We start from the raw sequence: 25,969 nt of genomic DNA on the forward strand, positions 1-25,969 counted from the left end.
GGCCAGGCAGGCAGCTCGTGCCGTTGCGGCGGCGGCAGGTCAGCAGGGCACCGCAGGCCCGGCAAGCCTGGCAGCACGGCGGGCACGGCAGGCACGGCAGGCACGGCAGGCACGGCAGGCACGGCAGGCACGGCAGGCACGGCAGGCACGGCAGGCACGGCAGGCACGGCAGGCACGGCAGGATCGCACGTACGGCAGCGGAAGATCGCCGCCGATCAGGGTGCAGACGGGTGCGCTGCGAGGACAATCAGGTCATGGGACCAGGCGCGACGCGGCGCGCCGCGGAGCAGCTACGGCGAGCAGTGCTCGCCGCCCTCGTCGCCGTTGCCCTCACCGCGTGCGGGATCCTCGGCTCGGGCGGGCTGAGCATCCCGGAGGAACGCACCGGCGTCGCTCCGAGCGAGACCTCGACGTCCGCCGATCCGCCCACCGGGCCCGGTACGGACGTCTCGGCGAACCCGGCGCCGTCGCGGGATCCGGTACCGAGCGCCGCGCCATCCACGGCATCCACGGCATCCACGGCACCTACCGCACCGCCGTCGGCTTCACCGCCGTCGCCCGCACCACCCTCGACAGCACCGCCGTCGGCCACGCCTGGGACGGCCGCCCCATCTCCGTCGCGCGCCACTCCCCGGCCGGGTGAAGGCATCCCCGCGTCGTGGCTCGGGCTGGACGTGGAGGTGCTGCCCACCACCGAGCGGGTCGTCGCACTGACCTTCGACGGCGGGTCCTCCGACGTCGGCGCCGCATCGATCCTGGCGACCCTGGAGCGCCACGGCGTGCCGGCCACGTTCTTCGTCACCGGCGAGTTCGCCCGACGGTACCCGCAGACGCTGAGGAGCATCGACGCCGCGGGTCACCCGGTGGGCAACCACTCCGACACGCACGCCCACTACCCGCAGCTGCGCAACGCCGAGATCCGCGACGACCTCGCGGCGGCGGAGGCCGCGATCTCCGCCGCCACCGGCCGACCGGCCATGCCGCTCTTCCGGTTCCCCTACGGCGACCGCACCGCCCTGGACATCGAGGTGGTCAACGACGCCGGCTACATCCCCTTCCGGTGGACCGTCGACTCCCTCGGCTGGCAGGGCACCTCCGGCGGGCGCAGCGCGGCGGAGGTGACCCAGCGGGTCCTCGAGTCGGCTCGACCCGGGCAGATCGTGCTCATGCACCTCGGGGCACACCCGACCGACGCCTCGACCCTCGACGCGGACGCCCTCCCCGGTGTCATCACGGAGCTCCGCGCCCAGGGCTACGGCTTCGTCGCTCTCGACGAGCTCGTCGGCCGGTGAGGCGCGGTCTTCGGGCCGTGAGCAGACTCGTCAACCGGTGAGGCGGACTCAGCCGGCCTGGGCGAGCGTGTGGCCGGCCAGGTCGTGCTCGAGGTCGCCGGTCTCGCCCTCGGCGACCGCGCGACGGCCGAGGACGATCGTGTAGGTCCAGTAGCCGGCGAGCACGATGGCCCCGATCGTCAGCTTGAGCGCCGTCGGCAGTCCCGACGGCGTCACGAACCCTTCGACGAGGCCGGAGACCGCCAGGACGAGCACGAGCCCGACGGCGACGGTGACCAGCGAGCGACCCTCCTCGGCCAGGGCGCGGGAGCGGGTGCGCCGGCCGGGGGCGACAGCGGTCCAGAAGAGCTTCAGTCCGGTACCGCCGGCGATGAAGATGGCGGTGAGCTCCATGAGCCCGTGCGGCAGGATCAGGCCGAAGAACACCCGCAGGTCACCGTAGGTGGCCATGATGGCGCCGGCCTCGCCGACCCCGACGGCGTTGACGAACAGCACGTACAGCGGGAAGACGCCGGTGATGCCGAGACCGATGCACTGGGCGGCGATCCACGCGTTGTTGGTCCACACCTGCGCGGCGAAGTCGGGCGCCGGGTAGTCGGAGTAGTACGCCGCGAACGCCTCCTCGGCGTAGCTCTCCAGCTGGCTGGGCGGGCCGAGCTGGGCCAGCGCGGCCGGCGTCGTCGCGATGTACCAGCCGACCACGACGGCGAGCGCGACCCACCCGACCATCACCGCGACCGTCCACCAGCGCACCCGGTAGAACGCTGCCGGAAGCGTGCGGACGAAGAACCGGCTCACGTCCGACAGCCGCAGCTCGTGGGCACCGGCGACGCGCCCGCGCGCCTGGCCCAGCAGGGCCGACAGCCGCCCGACGAGGTGCGGGTCCGGGGCATGGGTGCGCACGGCGGAGAGATGGCCGGCGGTCGCCTGGTAGAGACGCACGAGCTCGTCGGCCTCCGGCCCGGTCAGCCGGCGCCTGCGGCTCAGCTCGTCGAGGCGCTGCCACTGCGGCTCGTGCACCGCGGCGAAGGCGTCGGTGTCCACACCGGTACCCTGCCACACGTGAGCACCACCGCCCGATGGTCCGGCCCGGAGGCGGCCCTGGCGCGTGCGCGCCTGCAGGAGGACCTGATCATCACCGGCGAGGCGGTGGCGCTCGAGATCCGTCCCGCCTCCGTCGGCGTTCGCATCCTCGGTGCGCTGATCGACGCCGCTGTCTACGCCCTCGGGGCGTTCCTCCTGATCATCGGCGGGGCGCGGCTGCTGGAGACCTTCAACGCCGCCCAGATCGGCGTCGTGCAGGTGAGCACCTTCGCCGTGGTGCAGGTCATCGCCCCCACGGCGGTCGAGACCCTCACCCGGGGGCGCTCGCTCGGCAAGCTCGCCACCGGGCTGCGGGTGGTCCGGGACGACGGCGGCCCGGTGCGCCTGCGCCACGCGCTGGTCCGCGCACTGACCGGCATCGGCGAGCTGTGGCTCACGGTCGGCTCGCTGGCCATCGTCTCCGCGGCGGTCAACCGCCGCGGAAAGCGGCTCGGGGACCTGCTCGCCGGCACCTACGCGGTCCGGGTGCGCGGCGGCGAGCGCCGCGAGCGGCCGCTCGTCATGCCGCCGGAGCTGGCCGGCTGGGCCGGCGCCGCCGACATCCGGGCGCTGCCCGACGGTCTCGGGCTGGCTGCCCGCCGGTTCCTCGGCCGGACCGGGTCGATGACCCCGCAGGCACGCACCGAGATGGGCACCCGGCTCGCCGCGCAGGTCGAGCCGTTCGTCGCCCCGCCGCCCCCGTGGGGCACGGACCCAGAGCGGTTCCTCGCCGCCGTCCTCGTCTCGCGGCGGGACCGCGAGTACGCCGTCGGCCTGCGCGCCCGCGAGCGTGAGGAGACCGAGGCCGCGCGGATCGCGCGGCTGCCCTACGGCGTGCACGATTCCCAACCGGCTGGTCCTCGCTGAGCGTCCACGATCCGCCGCCACGCGCTGGCCGTGGGCGCCTTGCGCCATTTCCGGGTGATCTGATCCGGTCTTAGCGGACTGAGGTTCCTCCGACCACCGCGTCGTCCCCGGTTGCCAGCTCACGCTCGATCACGAGGCGGATCCAGTTCGACACCGTGCGGTGGTCGGCCTCGGCTCGTGCTTTCACCTGCTCCCTTATGTCTTCAGGCAGGCGCACCGGGATCGGCGCACCCATCCGCGCACGTCGGCGGACTGGGGGACCTTCTGGCTCCTGGTTCGCTGGGTCTGCGTAAAAGTCGTACTCCTGCTGTGGTGTCATCCCCGTGCTCATCGGTCCTCCAGATACCGGCTTGCGAGGTGTTTCGCGGCGACGTAGCAGCCGATCGCCGCCTACCTCGAACGGGGTCATCGTCGAGCAGGTCGGGGTCGAACCGCTCACCGGTCACAGGAACAATCGTAGTCGCTTCGACTACATTGTGAACAGGGTCGTGGTCACCCATCGCTGCTCACATCCCGACACCCCCAGCGCGATCGATGGGTGCGGTCGGGTCCCGCGGGTCACCTGGCATGCAACTGACCGTCCGAGGCCACGGAGCGGGCACGCTCGTGACTGTCCGCCGGTACGCTCGGCGCGACGGCACGAGGGTGTGCACGGGCAGGCGAGGTCCGTCCGGTCGCGCCGCCCGTGCACCACACGCCCGTGCGATCACCTGGAGGCTCCAGTGTCCGGCCCGACCGTCGATGAAGCACGCACCGCCGACGACCGCCGTGGCGTCGGCGAGACCGCACCCTGGCGCTACGCCGTCGGCATGTTCGGAACGTCGATCCCGATCAACCTGATCAAGGGCTCGATGATCCTGTACTACGTCGACATCCTCGGTCTGGACGCCCGCGTGTACGGCGCGGTCATGGTCGTCTACGCGATCGTCGACGCGGTCGACAACCCGGTGCTCGGTTACCTCTCGGACCGGACCCGCACCCGCTGGGGCCGCCGTCGCCCCTGGCTCGTGATCGGTGCCCCGCTCCTTGCCGCCGCGCTGATCGGGTTCTTCTCCGCCCCGACCTCGCTGGACGGTCTCGGCCTGGTGATCTGGTTCGCGGTCTTCGCGATCCTGTGCGAGGCGCTGGACTCGTTGCTGAACGCCAACTACGGGGCGCTGCTTCCCGAGCTCTTCCCGGTCGAGTCGCGCCGCGCCACGGCCAACTCGTTGCGCCAGGGCTGCCAGCTCGCGGCGCTCGTGATCTCCCTGGCGCTGACGCCGCTGCTGACCACCTCGGTCCTCGGCACGGAGGATACGACCGAGGGGTTCACGCGCACCGCCATCATCTACGGCGTGCTGGCGGCGGGCGTCATCGTGTTCATGGCGCTCGGGATGAAGGAGAACCCGCGCTACGACGCGACCGAGCGGCCGCGCTTCTTCAGCACCTGGCGCACCATCGTCACCAACCGCCGGTTCTGGCAGATCGGCATCGCCTCGGCGTGCTACGGCAGCGCGATGGCGCTGGTGCTCGCCGGCCTGCAGCTGTACGTGCGCTACTCCCTGGGGCTGCCGGTGGCCAACGCGCTGTACCTGCAGGGCATCGTCATCGTCATCTCGGTCGGCGGGCTGTGGGCATGGACCCGGGTGGTCCGCGCCAAGGGCGCGCCGTGGGCCTGGCGGGCCGCCTTCGTCGTCCTCGCTCTCAGCTTCGTGCCGCTGTACTTCGCGACCTCCCTGATCACCGCGATCGGTGCCGGGGTGCTCGTCGGCGCCGGCTGGTCGGGGATGCTCGCGACCAACGACCTCATCGTGGCCCGCGTGCTCGACGAGGACGCCGAGCTCCACGGGGTGCACCGCGAGGGCCTGTTCCTCTCCGCGTTCGGGTTCTTCGGCCGGCTCAACGGCGTCGCCGTCGGCGTCGCACTGGCGTCGCTGGCGACCTTCTTCGGCTACACCTCGGGAGACGATCCCGGCGCGAGGCCGGACCAGGCGTTCCGGTTCTACCTGTGCGTGTATCCCTTCCTCCTGGCCGGCGTCGGGGCGGTCATCGCGCGGGTCATCACGGTGCCCGGCGAGGAGGACGCGGCCGAGCCGGCGACGGCGGAGCCTCGATGACGCGGCGGCTCGTGCTGACGGCCGACGACCTCGGCGTCCATCCCGCGGCCGACCGGGAGATCCTCGCCCTCCTCGCCGAGGGGGCGATCAGCGCGACGACCATGATCGTCGTCGCCCCGGCGTCGGCCGAGACCGCGCGGCTGCTGCGGGCTACTGGAGGTGGCGTGGAGCCGCGGCTCCACGTCGCCCTGACCAGGCCGCGCGAGCCCTTCGACGCCGGCCGCACCCCGGCCGGAGCGCTCCCGTGGCGCCCGCTCGGCCGGGGCACCGGCACCCTCACCGACGCGACCGGGGCGTTCCCGGTGGACCCCGCAACCGTCGTCGCCCACGGCTCCGCGGCCGACGTCACGGCGGAGCTGGCCGCCCAGCTGGCCTGGATGCGGGCCGCGGGGCTGCGGCCGACGGGGCTCGACTCCCACTCCGGGGTCCTCTACGGCCAGCACGGTCTGCTCGAGGCGGCGCTGAGGTTCTGCGCGGAGCACGGGCTCGCCTTCCGGCTGCCGCGCAGCCTCGGCTCGACGCTCGGGGCGAGCCTGTCGCCGGCGGCCCGTACCGGACACGTCGAGGCACTGGCTCTCGCCGACGAGCTGGGGGTCCGCCTGCCCGAGACGATCGCCACCGCCTGGCTGCCGGGCGCGGCCCTCGAGAGCTACGAGCAGCTGCGCGCCACGTACCTCGACGCCCTCGTCGCGCTGCCGGAGGGCACGTCCGAGGTGTTCTGCCACCCCGCACCGGAGGAGGCGACGACCGGGCTGCCGCCGGCCGAGGCCCGCAAGCGGTCGTGGGAGCTGCGTCTGCTCCGGGACCCGACGTTCACCGACGCGCTCGGTCGCGAGGGCATCGAGGTGGTCCCGACGTGGTGACTCACCGGAGAGCACCATGACGACGACCGTCCACCGCCGTCACCTGACGCTCGAGGTCCAGAGCACCGACCGGTACCTGGAGCTGCCGTTCGAGGTCGACGGGGCCGAGTCGATCGAGGTCACCCTGACGTACGACACAGGTGCCACGGTCGTCGACCTCGGCTGCCAGGACCCGCACCGCTGGCGCGGCTGGTCCGGCGGCGCCCGGTCCCGCTTCGTCATCGGGCCCACCGAGGCGACGCCGGGCTACCTCCCCGGCGAGCTGCCGGACGGACGCTGGGCGGTCGTGCTCGGGCTGCACCGCATCCCCGCCGACGGCGTGGACGTCACGGTCACCGTCACCATTCCCGCGTCCGCCGGCGTCGAGCCGGGCCCGCCCGACCCCGCGCCGCCGACCGGGCCGCGCGGCAGCGGCAGGCGGCTGCCCGCACCTGCCGGGCTGACCTGGTTCGCCGGTGACTTCCACGCCCACACGGTCCACTCCGACGGCGACCAGAGCATCGCCGAGCTCGCGGCCAGGGCGACGGCCCGGGGCCTGGACTTCCTCGCGGTCACCGACCACAACACCACCTCCCACCACCCGCACCTGCCCGCCGTCGGCGCCGCCTACGACCTCGCACTGCTGCCCGGCCAGGAGGTCACGACCCACCGCGGGCACGCGAACGCCTTCGGCGACATCGGGTTCGTCGACTTCCGTCGGCCGGCGCACACGTGGGTTACCGAGGTGGCGGACCGGGGCGGGCTGCTCTCGCTGAACCACCCGATCGAGACCGACTGCGCGTGGCTGCACCCGCTCCCCGAGCTGCCCCCTGCCCTGGAGCTGTGGCACATCGGGTGGTTCCGCGACCTGCGGGCCACCGGCGCGTGGGCGCTGTGGCAGCTCTGGCGCCAGGATGCCGTGCTCCTCGGGGGCAGCGACTTCCACAACGCCTCGCTCGGGTACCCGCCGGGGACGCCGACCACCTGGGTGGCCGCCGAGGACCGCTCCCCCGAGGCGATTCTCGCGGCCGCCGCGGCGGGCCGCACGGCCATCACCCGGTTCCCCGGCCCGGGCGAGCCGGCGCTGCTCCGGCTGGGCGCGGACCTGGTCGCCTTCGAGGCCGACGGCACCGTGCTGGTGGACATCGAGGGTCGGCGGCGAACCGTCCTCGGCGACCGGCAGACCTTCGCCGCGGGCGCCGGGCCGGGCGGCGCCGGACAGGGGCCGTACCGCCTGGAGGCGGCCGACGGAACGCTGCTGGCGATCAGCCCCTGACCCGCAGCCGGCGGAACCGTTGCGTACCAGCGGTATCGCCGAGCGTGGTGACGCTCACGTGCCGCCGCCGTATCGCGCGCCACCTCGCTCGGGTTACCGTCGACAGATCTTCTCCCGAGAGTCCGGAGCCCCGCCGCATGAGCCGACGACTGGTCGTGACCGCCGACGACCTCGGCATGGACGCTCACGCCAACGAGGAGATCGTCGACCTTCTGGGTCGCGGCGTCCTGACGTCGACCACCCTGATGACGGTGGCGCCCGGGGCAGCCGACGCCGCCGCGCGCGTCCGCGCCGCCGGGCTCGCTGCGCCTCGCCTGCACGTCACACTCACCAGCGCCCGCGAGCTGGGGCCCTGGCGCCCCCTCGCCGCGGACGTCCCCACGCTCACCGACGCCCGTGGCCGCTTCCACGTGGACCCGGGGCGCCTCGCGGGGCGTGCCTCGGTCGCCGAGGTCGCGCGCGAGATGACGGCACAGCTGGCGTGGATGCATGCCACCGGGCTCCGGCCAGGTGCGCTCGACTCTCACTCCGGAAGCCTGTACGGCTCGCGCGGGGAGTCGATGATGAATACCGCCATGACCTTCTGCGCCGAGAACGGGCTCGGTTTCCGGCTCCCCCGCCGCCTGCCGCGCGTGCTGGACCTCGGCATCCGCGGCCGTCTCCGCCGCCGCTACGACGCGGGCCTGGCCGCGGCGGACGCCCACGGCGTGCCGCTGCCGCAGACGATGATCGGCTGCTGGCTGCCGGGGCGGCTGATCGCCGGCTACGCTCACCTGCGGGCGAACGTCCTGCGCAAGCTGCGCGACCTCCCCGACGGCGTGTCCGAGCTGATCCTGCACCCCGCCCCCGCGGCGTCGGTGCACAGCCTGGACCGCGCCGAGGGCCGCAAGCGGGTGTGGGAGCTGCGGCTGCTGCGCGACCCGCTCTTCCTGCGCACGATCCGCCGCGAGGGCATCTCGCTCGTCCCCGCCTGGTGACCGACGACCGCCAGACTCACCGGAGACCTGCCAGGCAGAAACCGAAGACCTGCCAGGCTCAGCCAGACTGACCGAAGACCGCCAGACTGACCGAAGGGTTCGTACCGGATATCGGTACGAACCCTTCGGTCTGATCGGTAGCGCGCCGTCGGTCTGATGGTGCAGAGGCGCTGGTTCGCGCGGGCGTGGTCTGGCCGGACCTACTCCACCCGGCAGGCGTAGGCCGGGACGGTCAGGAACGTGGGGTAGCTCTCGCCGAGCGCGACCTCGGCGAACAGCTCCGCCGCGGCGGTGATGCGCGCCTGCCGTGCCGGGTCGTCGGCTGCCTCCCGGGTCAGCGCGGCCCGCTCGTCGTCGAGGATCTCGCCCACGAGCTCGACGGTCACGGTACGGCCGTCGTCGAGGACCGTGGCGTTGTGGATCCACTGCCACACCTGCGAGCGGGAGATCTCCGCCGTCGCCGCGTCCTCCATCAGGCCGAAGATCGCGACGGCGCCCCGCCCGCCGAGCCATGCCTCGAGGTAGCGCACGGCCACCGCGACGTTGGTGCGCAGGCCCGCCGCCGTGACCCGGCCGCCGGCCGAGGCGACGTCGAGGAGGTCCGCAGCGGTGACGTGGACGTCCTCGCGGGTGCGCCAGACCTGGTTCGGGCGAGGGCCGAGGACGCCGTCGAACACCTCCTTGACGTAGCCGACCATGCCGGGGTGCGCGACCCAGGACCCGTCGAAGCCGTCGTCGGCCTCACGCTGCTTGTCCTGGCGCACGATCGCCTCGACCTCGCGGTTGCGCGCCTCGTCCCGGGCGGGGATGAAGGCGGACATGCCGCCGATGGCGTGGGCGCCGCGCTTGTGGCACGTGCGCACGAGCAGCTCGGTGTACGCGCGCATGAACGGCACGGTCATCGTGACCGCGGCCCGGTCGGGCAGCACGAACGCCTTCCCGGAGGCCCGGAAGTTCTTGACGATGCTGAAGATGTAGTCCCACCGGCCGGCGTTCAGGCCGGCCGAGTAGTCGCGCAGCTCGTAGAGGATCTCCTCCATCTCGAAGGCCGCGGTGACGGTCTCGATGAGGACGGTGGCGCGGATGGTGCCGTGGCCCAGGCCGAGCAGCTCCTCGGCCCGGGCGAAGACGTCGTGCCACAGCCGCGCCTCGTGGTGGTTCTCGAGCTTGGGCAGGTAGAAGTACGGGCCGGTCCCGCGGGCGAGGAGCTCGTGGGCGTTGTGGAACAGGTACAGCCCGAAGTCGACCAGCGCACCGACCATCGGCTCGCCGTCGACGCGGACGTGCTTCTCCAGCAGGTGCCAGCCACGCGGGCGGACCACGATGGTGGCGGTCTCTGGGCCGAGCTCGTAGCGCCGACCCTCGGCGGTGGTGAAGTCGATCTCGCGCCGGATGGCGTCGCGGAGGTTCACCTGACCGTCGACGACGTTGTGCAGGTGCGGGGTGTTGGCGTCCTCGAGGTCGGCGAGCCAGACCTTCGCCCCGGAGTTGAGCGCGTTGATGGTCATCTTCTTGTCGGTCGGGCCGGTGATCTCCACCCGCCGGTCGACCAGTCCCGGCGCCGCGGGGGCGACGCGCCACGTGCGGTCGGCGCGGATGTGCGCGGTCTCGGCCAGGAAGTCGGGGTGCTCGCCGTTGGCGATCCGACGACGACGCTCCTGACGCTCTGCGAGCAGCTCGGCCCGGCGCGGGGCGAAGTGGTGGTGCAGGTCGGCGAGGAACGCGAGCGCATCGGGGCTGAGGATCTCCGCGGCCCGCGGCACGGCCGGACCGGTGACCCGGATCTCGGCCGTGCCGGCGGGCGTGACCACCTCCGCCGTCGTGCCGGCCTCGCCGTTGCCGGCGCCCGGGATGGCGTCGCTGGGGCCGGCCGGGGCGACGGCGGTACGCGCCGAGGTGTCGGCACCGGTACCGGCCGGGGCGACGGCAGCGGTACCGGCCGAGGCGACGACGGCGCCCAAACTGGCCGGGGCGACGGCGCCCGTACCGGCTGGGGCGTCCGCCCCGACGCCGCCCGGGCTGCCCGCGCTGGGGGCGCTGGGCGCGAGCACGCGGAGGGCGGCGCCGACGCTGCGGCGGGGCGGTGCGACGACGAACGGGCTGGCGTTGCTGGTCATGACGATCGTCCCTTCTGCAGTGGTCGTGCCTAGAACTGCTGCTCCTCGGTGGACCCGCGCAGGGCGAGGGTGTCGGACTCGGGGTTGAGCGCCGTGGAGACCAGGTCGAAGTAGCCGGTGCCGACCTCGCGCTGGTGCCGGGTGGCGGTGTAGCCGTGGATCTCGTCGGCGAACTCCTTCTCCTGGAGCTCGACGTAGGCGCTCATCCCGCGCTCGGCGTAGCCGCGGGCGAGGGAGAACATGCCGTGGTTCAGCTGGTGGAACCCGGCGAGGGTGATGAACTGGAAGGTGTAGCCCAGCTCGCCGAGCTCGCGCTGGAACCGGGCGATCTCGTCGTCGGTGAGGTGCTTCTTCCAGTTGAACGACGGCGAGCAGTTGTAGGCGAGCATCTTGTCCGGGAACTGCTCGTGGACGGCCTCCGCGACCCGGCGGGCCAGCCCGATGTCCGGCGTCGAGGTCTCGACCCAGATCAGGTCGGCGTAGGGGGCGTAGGCCAGGGCGCGGGCGATCACGGGCTCCGGCCCGGGCTCGGTGCGGTAGAAGCCCTCGGGGGTGCGCTCACCGGTGGTGAACTCCCTGTCGCGCGGGTCGACGTCGGAGGTGATGAGGTTGGCGCCGAGGGCGTCGGTGCGGGCGACGATGATCGTCGGGGTGCCCATGACGTCGGCGGCGAGGCGGGCGGCGTTGAGGGTGCGCACGTGCTGCTGGGTGGGGACGAGGACCTTGCCGCCGAGGTGGCCGCACTTCTTCTCCGACGCCAGCTGGTCCTCGTAGTGCACGCCCGCGGCGCCGGCGGCGATGAGCGACTTCGCCAGCTCGAAGGCGTTGAGCGGGCCGCCGAAGCCAGCCTCGGCGTCGGCCACGATCGGGGCGAGCCAGTCGACGCCGGGGTCGACGCCCTCGGAGAAGGTGATCTCGTCCGCGCGGAGCAGGGCGTTGTTGATGCGGCGCACCACAGTGGGGACGGAGTTGACCGGGTACAGGCTCTGGTCCGGGTAGGTGTTGCCGGAGGTGTTGCCGTCGGCGGCCACCTGCCACCCGGAGAGGTAGATCGCCTTGAGCCCCGCGCGGACCATCTGCACCGCCTGGCCGCCGGTGATGGCGCCGAGGGCGTGGACGTAGTCGCTGCCGTGGAGCAGGTCCCAGAGCCGCTCCGCGCCGCGGCGGGCGAGCGTGTGCTCTTCGCGGACGGTGCCGCGCAGCCGGACGACGTCCTCCGCGGAGTAGGTGCGCTCGACGCCGGCCCAGCGCGGGTCGGTGGCCCACTCGCGCTCGAGCTCGGCGGCCTCGGCGCGGATGCGCTCGGCCACGCCGGTGGGGGTCGTCGTGCGGTTCTCGATCGTCGCGGTCATGTCGCTCTCTCCTCGGTCGGGGCGGTCGGCCGCCCGGTGAACTTTCCGTGTACCGCAACACTGGCGACGTGGTCCGCCTCACATCTACTGCTAACCTGTGTGAAGTTCTTGCGATCTTCACACCAGGAGAAGAAGTGACATCGACAGAGCCCGCGGTCGACCTCGCCACCCTCGGTCGGCGTATCCGGCACGCCCGGCAGGCTCGCGGGCTCACGCTCGCCGAGCTCGCCTCCCGGGTGGAGCGGGCGCCGTCGCTGCTCTCGCAGATCGAGAACGGGCGCCGCGAGCCGCGGCTGGCGCTGCTCAGCGCGATGGCGCGGGAGCTCGGTGTCAGCGTGGCGGAGCTGATGAAGGACGAGCCGCCCTCGCACCGCGCGGCGCTGGAGATCGCCCTCGAGCAGGCCCAGTCGAGTCAGCAGTACACGACCCTCGGCCTGCCCACGGTGCGTCCCGGCGCACGCCTCCCCACCGAGGTGCTGGAGTCCCTGGTCGGCCTGCACGAGGAGCTGGCCCGGCGGGCGACGATCCGGGCGGCGACCCCGGAGGAGGCGCGGCGCGCGAACGCGGAGCTGCGCGGCAAGATGCGCGCCCGCAACAACTACTTCGCCGAGATCGAGGCGCTCGCCGCACGGATCTCGACGGCGATCGGCCACCGGGGCGGGCCGCTGACCGAGCGCGGGGTCGGGGCGGTGACGGCGCACCTCGGCTTCACCCTGCACCGCGTGCCGGACCTGCCCCGGGCCACCCGGTCCGTCTCGGACCTGCGCAACAGGCGGATCTACCTGCCGGTGGCCGGACGCGGCGGGCACGACCCCCGCACGATCGTGCTGCAGACCCTCGGGCACTTCGCGCTGGAGCACTCCGACCCCACCGGCTACGCCGACTTCCTGCGCCAGCGCGTGGAGTCGAACTACTTCGCCGCGGCGCTGCTCATGCCGGAGAAGCCGGCCGTGGCGTTCCTCGCCGAGGCCAAGGCGGCCCGTTCGCTGGCGATCGACGACCTTCGCGACGTCTTCGCCGTGTCCTACGAGACGGCGGCGCACCGGTTCACCAACCTCGCGACCGAGCACCTCGACCTGCCCGTGCACTTCCTGCGGGTCGGCGAGGACGGGGTGATCTACAAGGCGTACGAGAACGACGCCGTCACCTTCCCCACCGACGTCACCGGGGCCATCGAGGGGCAGATCGTGTGCCGGTACTGGGCCTCGCGCGCGGTGTTCGGCAATGCCGACCGGTACGCGACGCACTACCAGTACACGGACATGGGGCGCGGCACCTACTGGTGCACCACCCACGTCGAGCGCACCGGCGACGGCGACTTCGCGATCGACGTCGGGGTGCCGTTCGCGCACGTCAAGTGGTTCCAGGGCCGCGAGACGCCGGTGCGGGCGCGCTCGTCCTGCCCGGACCCGTCCTGCTGCCGCCGGCCGCCGGCTGAGCTGGCCGCGCGGTGGTCCACCCAGGCGTGGCCCAGCGCCCGGGCGCACTCGCACCTGCTCGCGGCGATCCCGCCCGGGACGTTCCCGGGCGTGGACGACACGGAGGTGTATGAGTTCCTCGACCGGCACGGGATCGCCGAACCGGTGGTGGCCGCCGACACCGGCCGGGTCGGGACCTGACCGCCGAGGAGACTGCCGGACGACGACGGCACCTACGAGGGAATCGCCTGGGCTGCCGGTCGGGACCTGACAGTCGGGGAGGCTGCCAGGTCGGGGCCTGACAGTCGGGGAGGCTGCCGGGTCGGGGCCCGACAGTCGGGGAGACTGCCGCAGGACCGCCGGCCGGATCCTTGGCCACCCGAGATGCACGGGCGCCGTGGGCGGGTGAGCCTGGTAGTGGAGACCCCGACCCCGACGGCATCTGGCCGCGGGAGGATGGAGGAACGCCATGGCACAGGATCCGGGACGCTTGGAGATGCTCAGCGACACCGGCAAGACGGTTGCCGACCCCACGGAGGACGTGCGCGGACGAAAGGTCTTCGACGCCGACGGCGAGGAGATCGGCACGGTCGACGACCTCTTCGTCGACGAGACCGATCAGGTGCGCTTCTTGCGCGTCGGGGCCGGTGGGTTCCTCGGTATCGGAGAGCAGCACTTCCTCGTTCCCGTCGAGGCGATCACAGCCACCGAGGCCGAACGTGTCCGCGTCGACCGCGGGCGCACGGCTCTGCGTGAGGTGCCCACGTACGACCCCGACCTCACCGACGACGTCGGCAGTTACTACGGCGACGTCTACGGCTGGTGGGGCGTGACGCCCTACTGGGGCATGGGCGCGTACCCGGGCCCGGCATACCCGCGGGGGCCGCAGGTCCAGTAGCGGGCAGGCCTGGGTGTCGACCTGATCAAGCGTCGCGACGACGCACTGACCTCAAGCATCGCGACGACGCAGTGGCACCAAGTGTCGCGACGAGGCACTGACGCGGCTCGCGCACGTGGGCGAGGCCGTCGCGCGGGCACCCGACCCCGCGCGCCCAGCCGACCGGCTGCGCGTGCTCAACTCGACCGCTTACGCGCGCTCGAGCTGGACCAGCACCTCGTGGTGCGCGGTCTGCGGGAACATGTCGAAGAGCTGCGCCCGGCGCGGGACGAGCGACGGCATGGCCGCGAGGTCGCGGGCGAGGGACTCGGCGTTGCAGCTGGAGTAGAGCACGTGGGCGACGTCGGAGGACTCCAGCCACCCGGCCAGTTCTGCACCGATGCCGCGCCGGGGCGGATTGACGATCACCAGGTCGGGCGCCGCGCCGGCCCCGACCGCGAATGCCGTGGCGTCGCCTGCCCTAAAGCTCACCCCGTCGAGCCGGGCCTCGGCGGCACTGAGCCTCGCCGCCTCGACCGCTTGCTCGCTCGTCTCGATGCCGACCACATCCCGGTCGGGTGCGGCGCAGTGCAGCGCGAAGCCGCCGACGCCGCAGTACAGGTCCCACACCGACCGCGGTCCGGCGTCGTCCACCCACGCCCGCCCCTGCCGGTACAGCGCGGCGGCGACGGCGGTGTTCGTCTGGAAGAACCCCTGCGGGCGCAGGTGCAGGTCGACGTCGTTGACGTGCATGCGCAGCGCGCTGGCCTCGGTGAGCAAGATCTCCCGGTCGCCCTCGAGGACGGCCTTGTGCTCGGGGAGGAGGTTGACGGAGGCGACCGCCAGGGCGGGCAGCTCGTGCCTGAGCGCGGGCAGGTGCTTGCGGATACGGACCACCGGCTCGTCGGTGCGCAGCACGAAGCGCACCATCAGCTCGCCGTCGGGCGACTGGGTGACGATGAGGTGCTTCAGCTCGCCACGACGCCGGGACACGTCGTACGGCGTCAGGCCGGCGCGGGTGACGAACGACGCCAGGACCGGGAGGACGGCCTGCAGGTCCAGCGGGTACAGACCGCACCCGCGGAGGTCGACACCCGCACCGGCCTCGTCGAGGATGCCGAGCGTCGGCTGCTCCACCGTGCCGGCGACCACCATCTTGGCCTTGTTGCGGAAGCCGGACTCCGGCCCGCTCACCGGCGGCAGCCACCGCAGGCCGTCGTGGTCGGCGAGCAGCTCGCGGCAGCGGCGGTCCTTGGCGGTCAGCTGCACGGCGTACGGCTGGCCCATCAGAGTGCACGAGCGGCAGCGGCCGGCGTCGAAGTAGGAGCAGTGCATGGCCGGGCAAGTTTATGCGCCGCCGCGCGCCACAGGTCACCCAGGGCCCCCGCCGCAACCACGACGACAGCACCTAACTCACCGCGCCGACGGAGGCCGCCTCATCGCATCTGCGCCGCTACCGCGACGCCCATCTCACGAGCCGAAGGGTTTGTACCGGATATCGGTACAAACCGTTCAGTCTGAGAGCCGCGAACCGTTCCGCGGACGGGCCGCGACCAGCACGGCCGCTCCGCCGACGGGAGGGCCACGCCGCGACGCCGGGCGGAGACGATCGCGGCCGAGCGCGCTGCGAGCGCTAGTCCGTCACAGCGAAGATGCCGTGCGCGCCGCGCTCGCCGTCGACCATGGCGTGCGAGGTGAACGGGTAGTTGCCCGCCTCGGGGAACGTCAGCTCGACGAACCCGCCCTGCGCCGCGACCAGCGGGAGCACCTGCGCGCCGCCGGTGGGATCGCCGCCGGCGTCCTCGGGCCCGCCGAGGAGGTAGGCCCCCTCGGAGTAGACCGTGTCGAACTGGCCGCCGATCACGTGGAAGGAGCTGCCGCGGCTGGGGCCTGCGTCGAGCACCCACACCCGCACCTGCTCGCCGACCCGGGCGACGAGCTTCTCGTGGTCGTACTGGTTGGCGTAGCCGTTGAAGACCACCAGGTCGGGCTCCTCCGCGGCGATCTTGTCCGCGTCGGCCGGCCCGGCGACGTCGCCGAGGTAGACCTCGGACTGCACGAGCACGTACTCGCGGTCCACCGGCTCCAGGTTCGGCGGGTCGATGATGACGGCGCCAAACATGCCGTTGGCGATGTGCATGGACATCGGCATGGTCGAGCAGTGGTACATCCAGATCCCGCTGCGGGTGGCGGTAAACCGGTAGGTCAGCTGCTCCCCCGGCGCGATCGTGCGCATCGGCCGGTCCGGTGCGAGCGCGCCGGCGTGGAAGTCGATCGAGTGCCCGATCGTGCCGTCGTTGACCAGAGTGATCTCGAAGACGTCGCCGACCGTGCCCCGCAGCGTCGGCCCGGGCGCCGAGCCGTTGAAGGTCCACCGCTCCTGGACGACGCCCGGGGCCACCTCGGCCTCGACCTCGCTGACAGTCAGCGTCACCTCGTGGACCTCCGCGCCGTCCGCGGGCGGCAGGACCGCGTCGTGCGCGGTGAAGTCCTCGCCCGGCTCGGCCTGGAGGTCCAGCAGACCCGCCGCTCCGGCGTCGTCCGGGCCCGCCGCACCCGCGCCGTCCGACGTGTCATGACCGGCGTGCGTGCCGCCGTCGCCCTCGACGGCAGAACCGTCGGAGCCGGCGGAGCTGTCGGAGCCGTCCGTCCCGTCGACGCCGGCCGCGGCGCCCGTCGCGCCGACCGCGACGATGTCGAGCGTCATACCCATCTGCCGGTGCCCGGCCACCGAGCACCAGCCCTCGACGTCGCGGCCGATGACGCCGGCGTCGAGCGTGCGGGTCTCCCCCACGCTGAGGCGGCCGGTGGTGGCCCCGGTCTCGAGGACGAGGTCGTGCACGTCCGTGCCGGTGTTGGTCAGCTCGATGACGAGCTCGTTGCCGGCGGGAACCTCGATGACCGACGGCGTGAAGCGCATCCCCTCGACGCTCACCTCGACGGTGGTCGTCTCCCCCGTGCCGGCGACGTCCGCAGCGGCGGACCCGGCGCCGAGACCGGCGGCGGCCGGGTCGCCGGCGACGCCGAGCACCACGGCCACGGCGACGGCACCCACGCCCCAGGCGGCGCCGAGACGACGGCGCACCGGCGGCGCTCCGGTCGGGATGCCGGTGGCGAGGACGTCGTCGTCGCGGCGACGCACGAGCCGACGGCGGGCGAGGACCGCCCGGGCCAGCAGCACGATGAACGACGCGAGTGCGGCGAGGCCGAGCATCGACGTCGTGACCCGCACCAGCGAGGGCAGCGGGAGGACGAAGAGGACGAGGCACAGGTTGAGCGTGACGACGCGCGCGAGGGCTGCGCGGTCCATCTCCTCGTTCACGGCCCGCACCACGGAGGGCCCGCCGCCGAGCATCACCGGGGCGAGGTAGCTCAGCGCGCCGACGAGCACCTGCCCGGCGAACCCGGCGGCGAACGGGGCGCGCAGGATGCCGAGGTCCTCGACGGCGGCCGGCCAGTCCGGGGCGGTGGCGACGACGATGCCGAGGGCCAGCACGCACAGGGCGAACCAGGCGACCGCGCAGGTCGCGGAGAAGGTGGCGAAGGACCGCGGCGGCTTGGCGCGGGCGATGGTGACCATCGGCCGCACGAGCATGGCTATGCCCACCAGGTAGACGAGCGTGCCGAGCAGGACCACGGCCGGGACCTGGGCGAGCGCGCCGGCGCCGACGACCACGACGCCGCCCACGAGCACCCACAGCGCCCGGCCGGCGGCGAGCGGGGCGCCGGGCACCATCTTGGTGCGCAGCATGGTCGGCCACAGCACCACCAGGGTGCCGAGCACGGTCAGGCCGACGAAGCCCATGAGCATGGTGCCCACGTGGCCGACGTAGAGCCCGGCCTGGGCGGCGGCGTCGGTCGTCCGGCGCGCCAGCAGGACGCCGAACCCGGCCCCGGCGGCGAGGGCCAGGCCGGCGGCGACGTAGAAGAGGGAGAGCTTGCCGAACCGGGCCATGATCGCGCCGCGGCGCTGGCGCAGCACGACCCCGGCGTGGGTGAGCGCCACCGCGGCGACGAGCCCCCCGCCGAGCGCCGTGACGACGTCGTTCGCGGTGTAGATGCCGGCGATGACGCCGATCGCACCGACGTTGTGCACGGCCAGGCGCACCACCATGAACGGCTGCCCACCCGGTGCCGGGCGCCCGAGCAGGGTGTCGGCGAAGTGGCTGGACCAGATGAGGATCGCCGAGGTCACCGCGCCGAGCAGCATGAGGTGGGTGAGCAGCCAGGTGGACTCCGGCAGCCAGCGGTGGATGATCGCGACGACGAAGGCGGCGAGGAACCAGGCCACCACGACGGCGTTGGCGCGCACGTGCCAGGTGCGCCGGTCGAGTCCGGGCCGGCCGGGGGGCGCCGGGCGGGTCGGGGCGGCTCCGTCGTCGGGGCGGGTGGTGATCGAGGGGCCAAGGGTCACGGGCGGGCTCCAGCGGGACGCGGTGCGCTCAGCACCGACCAGGCGGCGACGGCGACGAACGCCAGCACCGAGATGATGTTGAGGACCCCGGCGACCTGGACGACCGCCTCGAGGTCGCGGGCGTCGCCGACCGCGAGGCGCAGCAGCAGCGAGCCGTGCAGCAGAGCCGCCGGGACGTACATGACGGGCCGGTACGGCAGCGGGCGGCGCAGCACGGCAGGGAAGATCACCGGGGCGTGCGCCATGATCATCGAGATGACGAAGCCGAGCATGACGGCGTGCAGCACGGCGTCGTAGCCGCGGCCCTCGGTCACCGCGCCGCCCAGCGTCCAGATCGCGCCGGCGACGGCGAGCCAGGCGTAACCGGCCAGGAGGCAGACGGCGATGAAGCGCGGCAGCCCGGTCGCCCGGACCGTGCGGCGGGCGACGTCCTTGGCGGCGAGCCAGCCGGCGACGGCGAGCAGGCTCAGCCCGGTCAGGGTGAACCCGACCTCCGGGGCGAGGAGCGCGACGACGGCGGAGCCGAGCAGCGCCAGCGCCACGCCGAGGGCGGCGCGCGAGGCCGCGGGCGAGAGGACCTCCGTGCGGGCGAGCTCGAGCCGCTCGCCGAAGATGGTCAGCACCAGGTACCCGGCGAGCCACGGGGTCAGGTAGGGCACCGGCACCCCGCCGGCCCACAGCACGGCTGCGCCGAGCGACATGACGGCGCCGAGCACCTGGATCGTCACGGCGGCGGCCGGCTGGCGCGCGAGGAGCTGGCGGTAGACCAGCAGGGCGAGGACCTGGGCGACCACGAGCAGGCCCTGGCCGAGCGCGATCGGCAGCGGCGAGACCAGCGCGAGCGCCCCCAGACCAGATGCTGCCGGAGCCGCGTAGCCCCACGGCAGGCCCAGCGCCACCGAGCGCTCGAGGGAGATAACGGTGCCGACGAAGCCGAGCACCATCAGCGGGCCGTGCACGTCGGGCAGCCGGACGAGGCCGAGCGCCGGTCCGAGGAGCTGCGGCAGGCCGAGCAGGCCGAGAGCGGCGTCGAGGCCGAGGATCATGGCGATCGCGCCGGGCAGGAGGAAGGCCAGCCGGAAGCCGGTGCGGGTGCGCAGCGGCCGGGCGCCTGGCAGCCCCGCGGCTCCTGTGGCGCCGCGCGTGCCGCCCACGCGCACCGGCGAGGCGGGCGCTGACGGGCGCGACGGGCGCGACGGCCGCGGCGTGCCGGTCCCGGTGGTCGGTGCCGGCGAGGTCATGGCCGTTCCAGCGCGGGCGCGGCGGCCGACGCCGCGGTGTCCGCGCGCGCACCGCCCCTGGACGCGACCTCCGCACCGACCTGACGCGCGGCCACGTCAGCAGGTGCGGTCACCGGTGCGACGGCGTCCACGGGCCCCCCCGCCGGGGCGCCCGCACCGAGACCGGGGCGCGGGCCGATCCGCAGCCCCTCGTCGTCACCGACTGTCGCGGCGTCGCGCCGGGCGGCCACGTGGAGGAGGCAGCCGCCGGGCTCGGCGAAGGCCTCGAGCGTGACGTGCCCGGGATCGACGTCACCGGCGGCGAGGATCTCCCGGGCCATCCCGAGGTGGGCGTTGCACACGACGTCGGGGCGCTCGGCCGCGAGCTCGAGCACGGGGCAGCGCGGCAGGCGCAACGTGTACGTGCCGTGGTCCTTCGTGGTCTCCGGCGCGAACCCCACCTTCTCGAGCATCCGGCGCAGACCGGCGACGGCGGCACCCGCCCCGCGGCCGCCGGTACGCCCGCCGGCGGGCTCGGCCCGCTCGAGGATGGTCCGGCCCCAGTGCCGCCCGGCCTCGCGCGCGTGGTGGCGCAGCAGCGGGCCGTCGGGCAGCGTGTGGGCGAGGTAGGAGACGATCACCTTGGCCAGCACGGCGTACTCGGGGCTGGTGAAGGAGGCCTCGGGCGCGTAGGTGTACACCGAGGCCGGCCGGCCGCGCCCGACCGGGGCGAGCTGGTCGCGGCGGGCGAGGCCGGCGCGGGCCAGCGCCTCGAGATGCTCGCGGACGGTGTTCGGATGCTGTGCCAGCGTGGTCGCGACCTGCGACACGGTCATCGGTTCCTGCTGCTCGACGAGCAGGTCCAGCACCGCGCGTCGGGGCGCGGACAGCTGGCTGCGGGCGTCGGCGCGAGCAGGACGCGGACCAAGTTTATTCACATGCAATACCGTACTTATTGGACCGGGGCCTGACCAGGACGAAAGTCCGTGGTCAGTCCCGCCTCACCGTGCGAGCCGGACGTCTCACCGTGAGCCGATACGCACCCTCACTGGCGTGAGAACGTGACCTGCCTCTCGATTTCGACAAGCGATGGTCAAGAATTGTCACAACCCCATAACGATCCGGAACCGTCCGACATGTCCGAGAATCCGCGCCGCCGCAACGTTTCGGTCTCCTTCGGGACGTCGGCGACCGCCGACGAGCCCCGTGCATCCATCTCGTTTCGATGCCATGGTGGGATGTCCACTTTTCCATGACTTCATGCGCAGACCGAGGCCGGAGACCTCTGCAGAGTTTCCGAGGGGAGCCGGGACTGCGCCTGACGGGGCGGCCTCCACAGGCGTGCCCCGGCGGTCACGCGAGGTGAGCGGCGCGCCCGAGAAGGCGCTGCCCTGCTTCGCACCCGACGCGAACCGCGAGGTGAATGTGAGCGCCATCAGCGCCCAGAACGTGTACAAGGTCTTCGGCAGAAGATCACAAGAGGCGGTCCGCCGGCTCCAGGCCGGCAAGAGCCGCGACGAGGTCAAGCCCCTGGGCACGGCCGCCGTCATCGACGCCTCCTTCGAGGTCCAGCCGGGCGAGACGTTCGTCGTCATGGGGCTGTCCGGCTCGGGCAAGTCCACCCTGATCCGCATGCTCAACGGGCTGCTGCCGCCCACCGCCGGCCGCATCGCCGTCGACGGCGCCGACATCTCCGACGTCTCGGCCGCGCAGCTGCGCGAGATCCGCCGTCGGAAGGTCTCCATGGTCTTCCAGCACTTCGCGCTGCTCCCCCACCGCACGGTGCTCGACAACGCCGCCTACCCCCTGGAGATCCAGGGCGTGGACAAGGCGGAGCGTCGCAAGCGCGCCGCCGAGTCGCTGGGCATGACCGGCCTGGCCGGCTGGGAGGACCACCTGCCGTCCCAGCTCTCCGGCGGGATGCGCCAGCGCGTGGGCCTGGCCCGGGCACTGGCCGCGGACACCGACATCCTGCTCATGGACGAGGCGTTCTCCGCCCTCGACCCGCTGATCCGCCGCGAGATGCAGGACCAGCTCGTCGAGCTCCAGGCCACCCTCGGCAAGACCATCGTGTTCATCACGCACGACCTCAACGAGGCCATGTACCTCGGCGACCGGATCGCCGTCATGCGTGACGGCCGCATCGTGCAGATCGACACCGCCGAGAAGATCCTCTCGCACCCCGCCGACGAGTACGTCGCGAAGTTCATCGCCGACGTCGACCGGTCCCGGGTGCTGACCGCCGGCTCGTTCATGAGCCGCCCGGTCGTGACGATCCCGAAGACCGGCGGCCCGCAGGTCGCGCTGCGCGAGCTTCGCCAGGCGCAGGTGTCGGCGGCGTACGTGGTGGACAAGCGCCGCGTGCTGCACGGGTCGGTCTACGACGACGAGCTCCTCACCGCCCACCGTCAGGGCGCCGAGACGCTCGACGGGCTGATCCACCCGGACACCTCCGCCGTCGGCCCGGACACCTCCCTCGCGGAGATGTTCGCCCCGGCCGCGGAGGCCCGCCTGCCGCTGGCGGTGGTCGACGACGAGCGCCGCCTCCTCGGCGTCGTGCCGCGCGTCGCGCTGCTCGAGGCCATGGCGCCGACCTCCACCGCCGACAGCGCCGCGAGCCCGGAGGTGGCTGTCTCCGCCGGTCGCGCGACCCCGCACGGCAGCGAGCCGACGGCTGAGCACGTCGCCGCCGCGCAACCGAAGAACGAGACGACGGCGGCCGCCGAGCCGCCTGCCCCGACCACCACCGAAGGAGGCGCGCGATGAACGAGGACACCTTCCGTATCCCCGTCGGTGACTGGTCCGAGAGCTTCGTCGACTGGCTGACGGACAGCTTCGCCGGCTTCTTCGACGTCCTGCGCGCCGTCCTCGAGTCCAGCTACGACGCCGTCAACCTCGTCCTCAGCGCACCGCCCTTCTGGCTCGTCGGGATCGTCCTGGCCGGCCTGGCCTTCTGGGCGAAGGGCTGGAAGCTGGCGGTCGGCAGCCTCGTCGGGCTCGCGGTGATCGTGGGCGTGGACCAGTGGGACAACGCGATGGCCACGCTCGCGCTCGTCCTCGTGGCCAGCGTGATCGCGACCGTCGTCGGCGTGCCGCTGGGGATCTGGGCCGCCCGCAACTCCACCGTGGCGGCGATCGTCCGCCCCATCCTCGACTTCCTCCAGACGATGCCCGCCTTCGTCTACCTCATCCCCGCCGTGCTCATCATCGGCGTCGGCGTCGAGCCAGGGATCGTCGCGACCATCGTCTTCGCGGTGGCGCCCGGCGTGCGCATGACCCAGCTCGGCATCCGCCAGGTGGACCAGGAGGTCGTCGAGGCCGGTGCCGCGTTCGGCGCCGCCCCCAGGCGCATCCTGCGCCAGATCCAGCTGCCGCTGGCCATGCCGACCATCATGGCCGGGCTCAACCAGGTGATCATGCTGTCGCTCTCGATGGTCGTCATCGCCGGCATGGTCGGCGCTCCCGGGCTCGGCCAGGACGTCGTCTCGGCGCTGTCCAGCCTCAACATCGGGCTGGGCGTCGAGGCCGGACTGTCCGTCGTCATCCTGGCGATGTTCCTCGACCGCGTCACCGCCGCCCTGGGCAACCGCTCCGCCGTCTCGCGGGCGCTGCAGACCCGCTCGGCCGACGACTGAGCCGACCACACCACAGAACCTGCCACACCGGCTAACAACCAGAGCGCCCACGCGCTCACGGAAGGACAACGGAATGCAGAACATCAAGCGTCGCGGAGCAATCCTCGCGACCACCTCCGCGCTCGCCCTCACGCTCGCCGCCTGCGGCTCGAGCGCGGAGGAGACGCCGGAAGAGACCTCGGGCGCGGAGGAGACGGCCGCTGCCGGCACCGCACCCGAGGACGCCGAGCCCATCACGATCGGCATGTTCAACTGGGAGGAGGCCATCGCCGCCTCCTACCTGTGGGAGCACATCCTCACCGAGGCCGGCTACGAGGTGAGCATCGAGACCGCCGACCCGGCCGTCGTCTTCGCCGGCACCGCCTCGGGTGAGTACGACGTCAACTTCGACACCTGGCTGCCGCTGACCCACGGCGACTACAAGGAGCAGTTCGGCGACGACATGGAAGAGCTCGGCCTGTGGCTCGAGGACGCCCCGCTGACCGTCGCGGTCAACGAGGACGCCCCGATCGACTCCCTGGCCGAGCTCGCCGAGAACGCCGACGAGTTCGGCAACCGCATCGTCGGCATCGAGGCGGGCGCCGGCCTGACGGGCCAGATGAACGACTCGGCCATCCCGACGTACGGGCTGGAGGACATGGACTTCGTGACCTCCTCGACGCCGGCGATGCTCGCCGAGCTGCGCTCCGCCGTCGAGTCGGGCGAGAACATCGCCGTGACGCTGTGGCGTCCGCACTGGGCCTACGACGAGTTCCCCATCAAGGACCTCGAGGACCCCGAGGGCGCCATGGGTGAGGCCGACGACATCTACGCCTACGGCACCGCCGGCTTCTCCGAGGAGTACCCGCAGGTCGCCGAGTGGATCGGCAACTTCACGATGACGCACGAGACCATCGCCGAGCTCGAGAACGTCATGTTCAACGAGTTCGAGGGCGAGGACCACGAGGCCGCCATCGACCAGTGGGTCGAGGCGAACCCCGAGTTCGTCGAGGGCATCACCGGCGCCGCCTGATCCGACCGCCTCGGCGTGCCACGCCGGCGCCACGTGCGCCGGCGTGGCCCCGGACCTGGCGCGGCCTGCCGCCAACGGGCGACCTGACCTGGCCCGGGCTGCCGCCCACAGGTGTGGCGCGGCCTCCCGCCCACGGGCAACCTGGCTCGGCCTGCCGCCCACCGGCAACCAGGCTCGGCCTCCCGCCCACCGGCAACCAGGCTCGGTCTCCCGCCCATCGGCGACGTGGCTCGGTCTGCCGCTCACGAGCAACCCGGCTGGGCCTGCCGCCCACGGGTGTGGTGCGGGCTGCCCCCGTCGACGGGACCGCCCGCGCCGAGCCGTGTGGCCGTCCACAGCACGCACCACACACCGGGCTGCGCCTGGCCGTTGACCACCGGCGCACCAACTGACCGCTGCACGATCCTCGCCGTCACCAAGCACGGCGAGGCGTCCACCAGGCCGCTCACGGCCGAGCCGGGCCACGGACGAGAACGACCTCGCACGGCTCGGCCTGGCTGTCGGGAAAGACCCGAGGGCCGTCCCGGAAGGATCACCGAATGCAGAGCAGCACACGTCGCGGAGCGATCATCGCGACCACCACCGCCCTCGCGCTCACCCTGGCCGCCTGCGGCACCGGCGGCGGGGACTCGACCGGAGACAGCACCGACAGCGCGGAGACTGCCGCCGAAGGCGCCGCACCCGAGGACGCCGAGCCCATCACCATCGGCATGTTCAACTGGGACGAGGCAATCGCCGCCTCCTACCTCTGGGAGCACATCCTCACCGAGGCCGGCTACGAGGTGAGCATCGAGACCGCCGACCCGGCCGTCGTCTTCGCCGGCACCGCCTCGGGCGAGTACGACGTCAACTTTGATACCTGGATGCCGGCGATGCACGCCGACTATGTCGGCGAGTTCGGCGACGACATGGAGGACCTCGGCATGTGGATGGAGGGAGCGACCCCGGCGGCCATCGCCGTCAACGAGGACGCTCCGATCGACTCCCTGGCCGAGCTCGCCGAGAACGCCGACCTGTTCGGCAACCGCATCGTGGGCATCGAGGCCGGCGCCGCCCTGACGGCGATGACGAACGAGTCGATCATCCCGGGCTACGGGCTCGAGGGCATGGAGTTCGTGACGTCCTCGACGCCGGCCATGCTCGCCGAGCTGCAGGCCGCCACCGAGGCCGGCGAGAACATCGTGGTGACGCTGTGGGCCCCGCACTGGGCCTACGACGCCTACCCGATCAAGGACCTCGAGGACCCGGAGGGCACCTTCCCCGAGGCCGACAACGTCCACACCTACGGCCACGCGGGCTTCTCCGAGGAGTACCCGCAGGTCGCCGAGTGGATCGGCAACTTCACGATGAGCCAGGACCAGCTCGCCGAGCTCGAGAACGTGATGTTCAACGAGTTCGAGGGCGAGGACCACGAGGCCGCCATCGACCAGTGGGTCGAGACGAACCCCGACTTCGTCGAGGGCATCATCGGCGCGGCCTGACCAGGCACCC

21 protein-coding genes are annotated in these 25,969 nt (G+C 72.8%); 13 read left to right on the forward strand and 8 right to left on the reverse strand.

Annotation, left to right across the window (positions count from 1 at the left end):
- Positions 1–337 precede the first annotated feature (337 nt).
- Together GD748_RS20045 and GD748_RS20050 are read left to right on the forward strand one after the other, a co-directional pair.
- A complete protein-coding gene (locus GD748_RS20045) occupies positions 338–643 on the forward strand; it encodes a hypothetical protein (protein ID WP_226921503.1) in 306 nt (101 codons plus the stop codon).
- Between the two features lie 37 nt (positions 644–680).
- Positions 681–1,292, forward strand: coding sequence for a polysaccharide deacetylase family protein (locus GD748_RS20050; RefSeq protein ID WP_226921505.1), 612 nt, complete (start codon positions 681–683; stop codon positions 1,290–1,292).
- Positions 1,293–1,340: 48 nt separating this feature from the next.
- Here the strand turns inward: GD748_RS20050 and GD748_RS16830 are convergent, their stop codons facing one another.
- On the reverse strand, positions 1,341–2,336 hold the full coding sequence (locus tag GD748_RS16830; protein WP_152196387.1) for a stage II sporulation protein M: 996 nt from the start codon (positions 2,334–2,336) through the stop codon (positions 1,341–1,343).
- A gap of 18 nt (positions 2,337–2,354) precedes the next feature.
- Between GD748_RS16830 and GD748_RS16835 the strand changes: the two genes are divergently transcribed.
- Positions 2,355–3,242 carry an RDD family protein gene (locus GD748_RS16835; RefSeq protein ID WP_226921508.1) on the forward strand — a complete coding sequence of 296 codons (888 nt, stop codon included), beginning with the start codon at positions 2,355–2,357 and terminating at the stop codon, positions 3,240–3,242.
- 70 nt (positions 3,243–3,312) lie between these two features.
- Here GD748_RS16835 and GD748_RS20055 read toward each other — a convergent pair whose 3' ends face one another.
- Positions 3,313–3,477 carry an Arc family DNA-binding protein gene (locus GD748_RS20055; RefSeq protein ID WP_226921510.1) on the reverse strand — a complete coding sequence of 55 codons (165 nt, stop codon included), beginning with the start codon at positions 3,475–3,477 and terminating at the stop codon, positions 3,313–3,315.
- Positions 3,478–3,964: 487 nt separating this feature from the next.
- Here GD748_RS20055 and GD748_RS16845 point away from each other — a divergent pair, with 487 nt between their 5' ends.
- The 4 genes from GD748_RS16845 (at position 3,965) to GD748_RS16860 (ending at position 8,433) form a co-directional block, all read left to right on the forward strand.
- Positions 3,965–5,338, forward strand: a complete 1,374-nt coding sequence (locus GD748_RS16845; RefSeq protein WP_226921512.1) for an MFS transporter — start codon at positions 3,965–3,967, stop codon at positions 5,336–5,338.
- On the forward strand, positions 5,335–6,201 hold the full coding sequence (locus GD748_RS16850; protein WP_152196389.1) for a carbohydrate deacetylase: 867 nt from the start codon (positions 5,335–5,337) through the stop codon (positions 6,199–6,201). The genes GD748_RS16845 and GD748_RS16850 overlap by 4 nt, the downstream gene beginning before the upstream one ends.
- 16 nt (positions 6,202–6,217) lie before the next feature.
- Positions 6,218–7,456 carry a CehA/McbA family metallohydrolase gene (locus GD748_RS16855; protein ID WP_152196390.1) on the forward strand — a complete coding sequence of 413 codons (1,239 nt, stop codon included), beginning with the start codon at positions 6,218–6,220 and terminating at the stop codon, positions 7,454–7,456.
- Between the two features lie 137 nt (positions 7,457–7,593).
- On the forward strand, positions 7,594–8,433 hold the full coding sequence (locus tag GD748_RS16860; RefSeq protein WP_152196391.1) for a ChbG/HpnK family deacetylase: 840 nt from the start codon (positions 7,594–7,596) through the stop codon (positions 8,431–8,433).
- 200 nt (positions 8,434–8,633) lie between these two features.
- Here the strand turns inward: GD748_RS16860 and aceB are convergent, their stop codons facing one another.
- Together aceB and aceA are read right to left on the reverse strand one after the other, a co-directional pair.
- Positions 8,634–10,550: a malate synthase A gene (gene aceB, locus GD748_RS16865; protein WP_193312993.1), complete on the reverse strand. Its 1,917-nt coding sequence runs from the start codon at positions 10,548–10,550 to the stop codon at positions 8,634–8,636.
- A gap of 29 nt (positions 10,551–10,579) precedes the next feature.
- On the reverse strand, positions 10,580–11,902 hold the full coding sequence (gene aceA, locus GD748_RS16870) for an isocitrate lyase (RefSeq protein WP_152196392.1): 1,323 nt from the start codon (positions 11,900–11,902) through the stop codon (positions 10,580–10,582).
- A 134-nt stretch (positions 11,903–12,036) separates the two neighbouring features.
- On the opposite strand from aceA, the gene GD748_RS16875 reads away from it, so the two are divergent.
- Positions 12,037–13,521, forward strand: a complete 1,485-nt coding sequence (locus GD748_RS16875) for a helix-turn-helix domain-containing protein (protein WP_152196393.1) — start codon at positions 12,037–12,039, stop codon at positions 13,519–13,521.
- Positions 13,522–13,789: 268 nt separating this feature from the next.
- Entirely contained in the window at positions 13,790–14,218 is a 429-nt protein-coding gene (locus GD748_RS16880) for a PRC-barrel domain-containing protein (RefSeq protein ID WP_152196394.1), read from the forward strand.
- A 189-nt stretch (positions 14,219–14,407) separates the two neighbouring features.
- On the opposite strand, the gene rlmC is transcribed toward GD748_RS16880, so the two are convergent.
- The 4 genes from rlmC to GD748_RS16900 form a co-directional block, all read right to left on the reverse strand.
- On the reverse strand, positions 14,408–15,532 hold the full coding sequence (gene rlmC, locus GD748_RS16885) for a 23S rRNA (uracil(747)-C(5))-methyltransferase RlmC (protein WP_152196395.1): 1,125 nt from the start codon (positions 15,530–15,532) through the stop codon (positions 14,408–14,410).
- A 298-nt stretch (positions 15,533–15,830) separates the two neighbouring features.
- Complete coding sequence (locus tag GD748_RS16890; protein WP_226921514.1) at positions 15,831–18,611, reverse strand: multicopper oxidase domain-containing protein; 2,781 nt, start codon at positions 18,609–18,611, stop codon at positions 15,831–15,833.
- Positions 18,608–19,852 (reverse strand): hypothetical protein, encoded by a 1,245-nt coding sequence (locus GD748_RS16895; RefSeq protein WP_226921516.1) that lies wholly within the window; start codon positions 19,850–19,852, stop codon positions 18,608–18,610. The genes GD748_RS16890 and GD748_RS16895 overlap by 4 nt, the downstream gene beginning before the upstream one ends.
- Positions 19,849–20,769 carry a helix-turn-helix transcriptional regulator gene (locus tag GD748_RS16900; protein WP_152196396.1) on the reverse strand — a complete coding sequence of 307 codons (921 nt, stop codon included), beginning with the start codon at positions 20,767–20,769 and terminating at the stop codon, positions 19,849–19,851. The genes GD748_RS16895 and GD748_RS16900 overlap by 4 nt, the downstream gene beginning before the upstream one ends.
- Positions 20,770–21,256: 487 nt before the next feature.
- Between GD748_RS16900 and GD748_RS16905 the strand changes: the two genes are divergently transcribed.
- From GD748_RS16905 to GD748_RS16920, 4 genes are all read left to right on the forward strand, one after another.
- Positions 21,257–22,597: a quaternary amine ABC transporter ATP-binding protein gene (locus GD748_RS16905; RefSeq protein ID WP_226921560.1), complete on the forward strand. Its 1,341-nt coding sequence runs from the start codon at positions 21,257–21,259 to the stop codon at positions 22,595–22,597.
- Entirely contained in the window at positions 22,594–23,466 is an 873-nt protein-coding gene (locus GD748_RS16910) for an ABC transporter permease (protein WP_152196397.1), read from the forward strand. Before GD748_RS16905 ends, GD748_RS16910 begins: the two co-directional genes overlap by 4 nt.
- Before the next feature lie 73 nt (positions 23,467–23,539).
- Positions 23,540–24,478, forward strand: a complete 939-nt coding sequence (locus GD748_RS16915; protein WP_152196398.1) for a glycine betaine ABC transporter substrate-binding protein — start codon at positions 23,540–23,542, stop codon at positions 24,476–24,478.
- A gap of 539 nt (positions 24,479–25,017) precedes the next feature.
- Positions 25,018–25,959: a glycine betaine ABC transporter substrate-binding protein gene (locus GD748_RS16920; RefSeq protein WP_152196399.1), complete on the forward strand. Its 942-nt coding sequence runs from the start codon at positions 25,018–25,020 to the stop codon at positions 25,957–25,959.
- Positions 25,960–25,969 lie beyond the last annotated feature (10 nt).

This window comes from Georgenia subflava (genome assembly GCF_009193155.1).
Taxonomy (GTDB): Bacteria; Actinomycetota; Actinomycetes; order Actinomycetales; family Actinomycetaceae; genus Georgenia; species Georgenia subflava.

Excerpts from the sequence above, each read along its gene's own strand:
- GD748_RS16880 (WP_152196394.1), top strand. The coding sequence starts at position 13,790 with ATGGCACAGGATCCGGGACGCTTGGAGATGCTCAGCGACACCGGCAAG.
- aceB (WP_193312993.1), bottom strand. The coding sequence starts at position 10,550 with ATGACCAGCAACGCCAGCCCGTTCGTCGTCGCACCGCCCCGCCGCAGC.
- rlmC (WP_152196395.1), bottom strand. The coding sequence starts at position 15,532 with ATGCACTGCTCCTACTTCGACGCCGGCCGCTGCCGCTCGTGCACTCTG.
- GD748_RS16855 (WP_152196390.1), top strand. The coding sequence starts at position 6,218 with ATGACGACGACCGTCCACCGCCGTCACCTGACGCTCGAGGTCCAGAGC.
- GD748_RS16920 (WP_152196399.1), top strand. The coding sequence starts at position 25,018 with ATGCAGAGCAGCACACGTCGCGGAGCGATCATCGCGACCACCACCGCC.
- GD748_RS16895 (WP_226921516.1), bottom strand. The coding sequence starts at position 19,852 with ATGACCTCGCCGGCACCGACCACCGGGACCGGCACGCCGCGGCCGTCG.
- GD748_RS16915 (WP_152196398.1), top strand. The coding sequence starts at position 23,540 with ATGCAGAACATCAAGCGTCGCGGAGCAATCCTCGCGACCACCTCCGCG.
- GD748_RS16850 (WP_152196389.1), top strand. The coding sequence starts at position 5,335 with ATGACGCGGCGGCTCGTGCTGACGGCCGACGACCTCGGCGTCCATCCC.
- GD748_RS20055 (WP_226921510.1), bottom strand. The coding sequence starts at position 3,477 with ATGGGTGCGCCGATCCCGGTGCGCCTGCCTGAAGACATAAGGGAGCAG.
- GD748_RS16860 (WP_152196391.1), top strand. The coding sequence starts at position 7,594 with ATGAGCCGACGACTGGTCGTGACCGCCGACGACCTCGGCATGGACGCT.
- aceA (WP_152196392.1), bottom strand. The coding sequence starts at position 11,902 with ATGACCGCGACGATCGAGAACCGCACGACGACCCCCACCGGCGTGGCC.
- GD748_RS16910 (WP_152196397.1), top strand. The coding sequence starts at position 22,594 with ATGAACGAGGACACCTTCCGTATCCCCGTCGGTGACTGGTCCGAGAGC.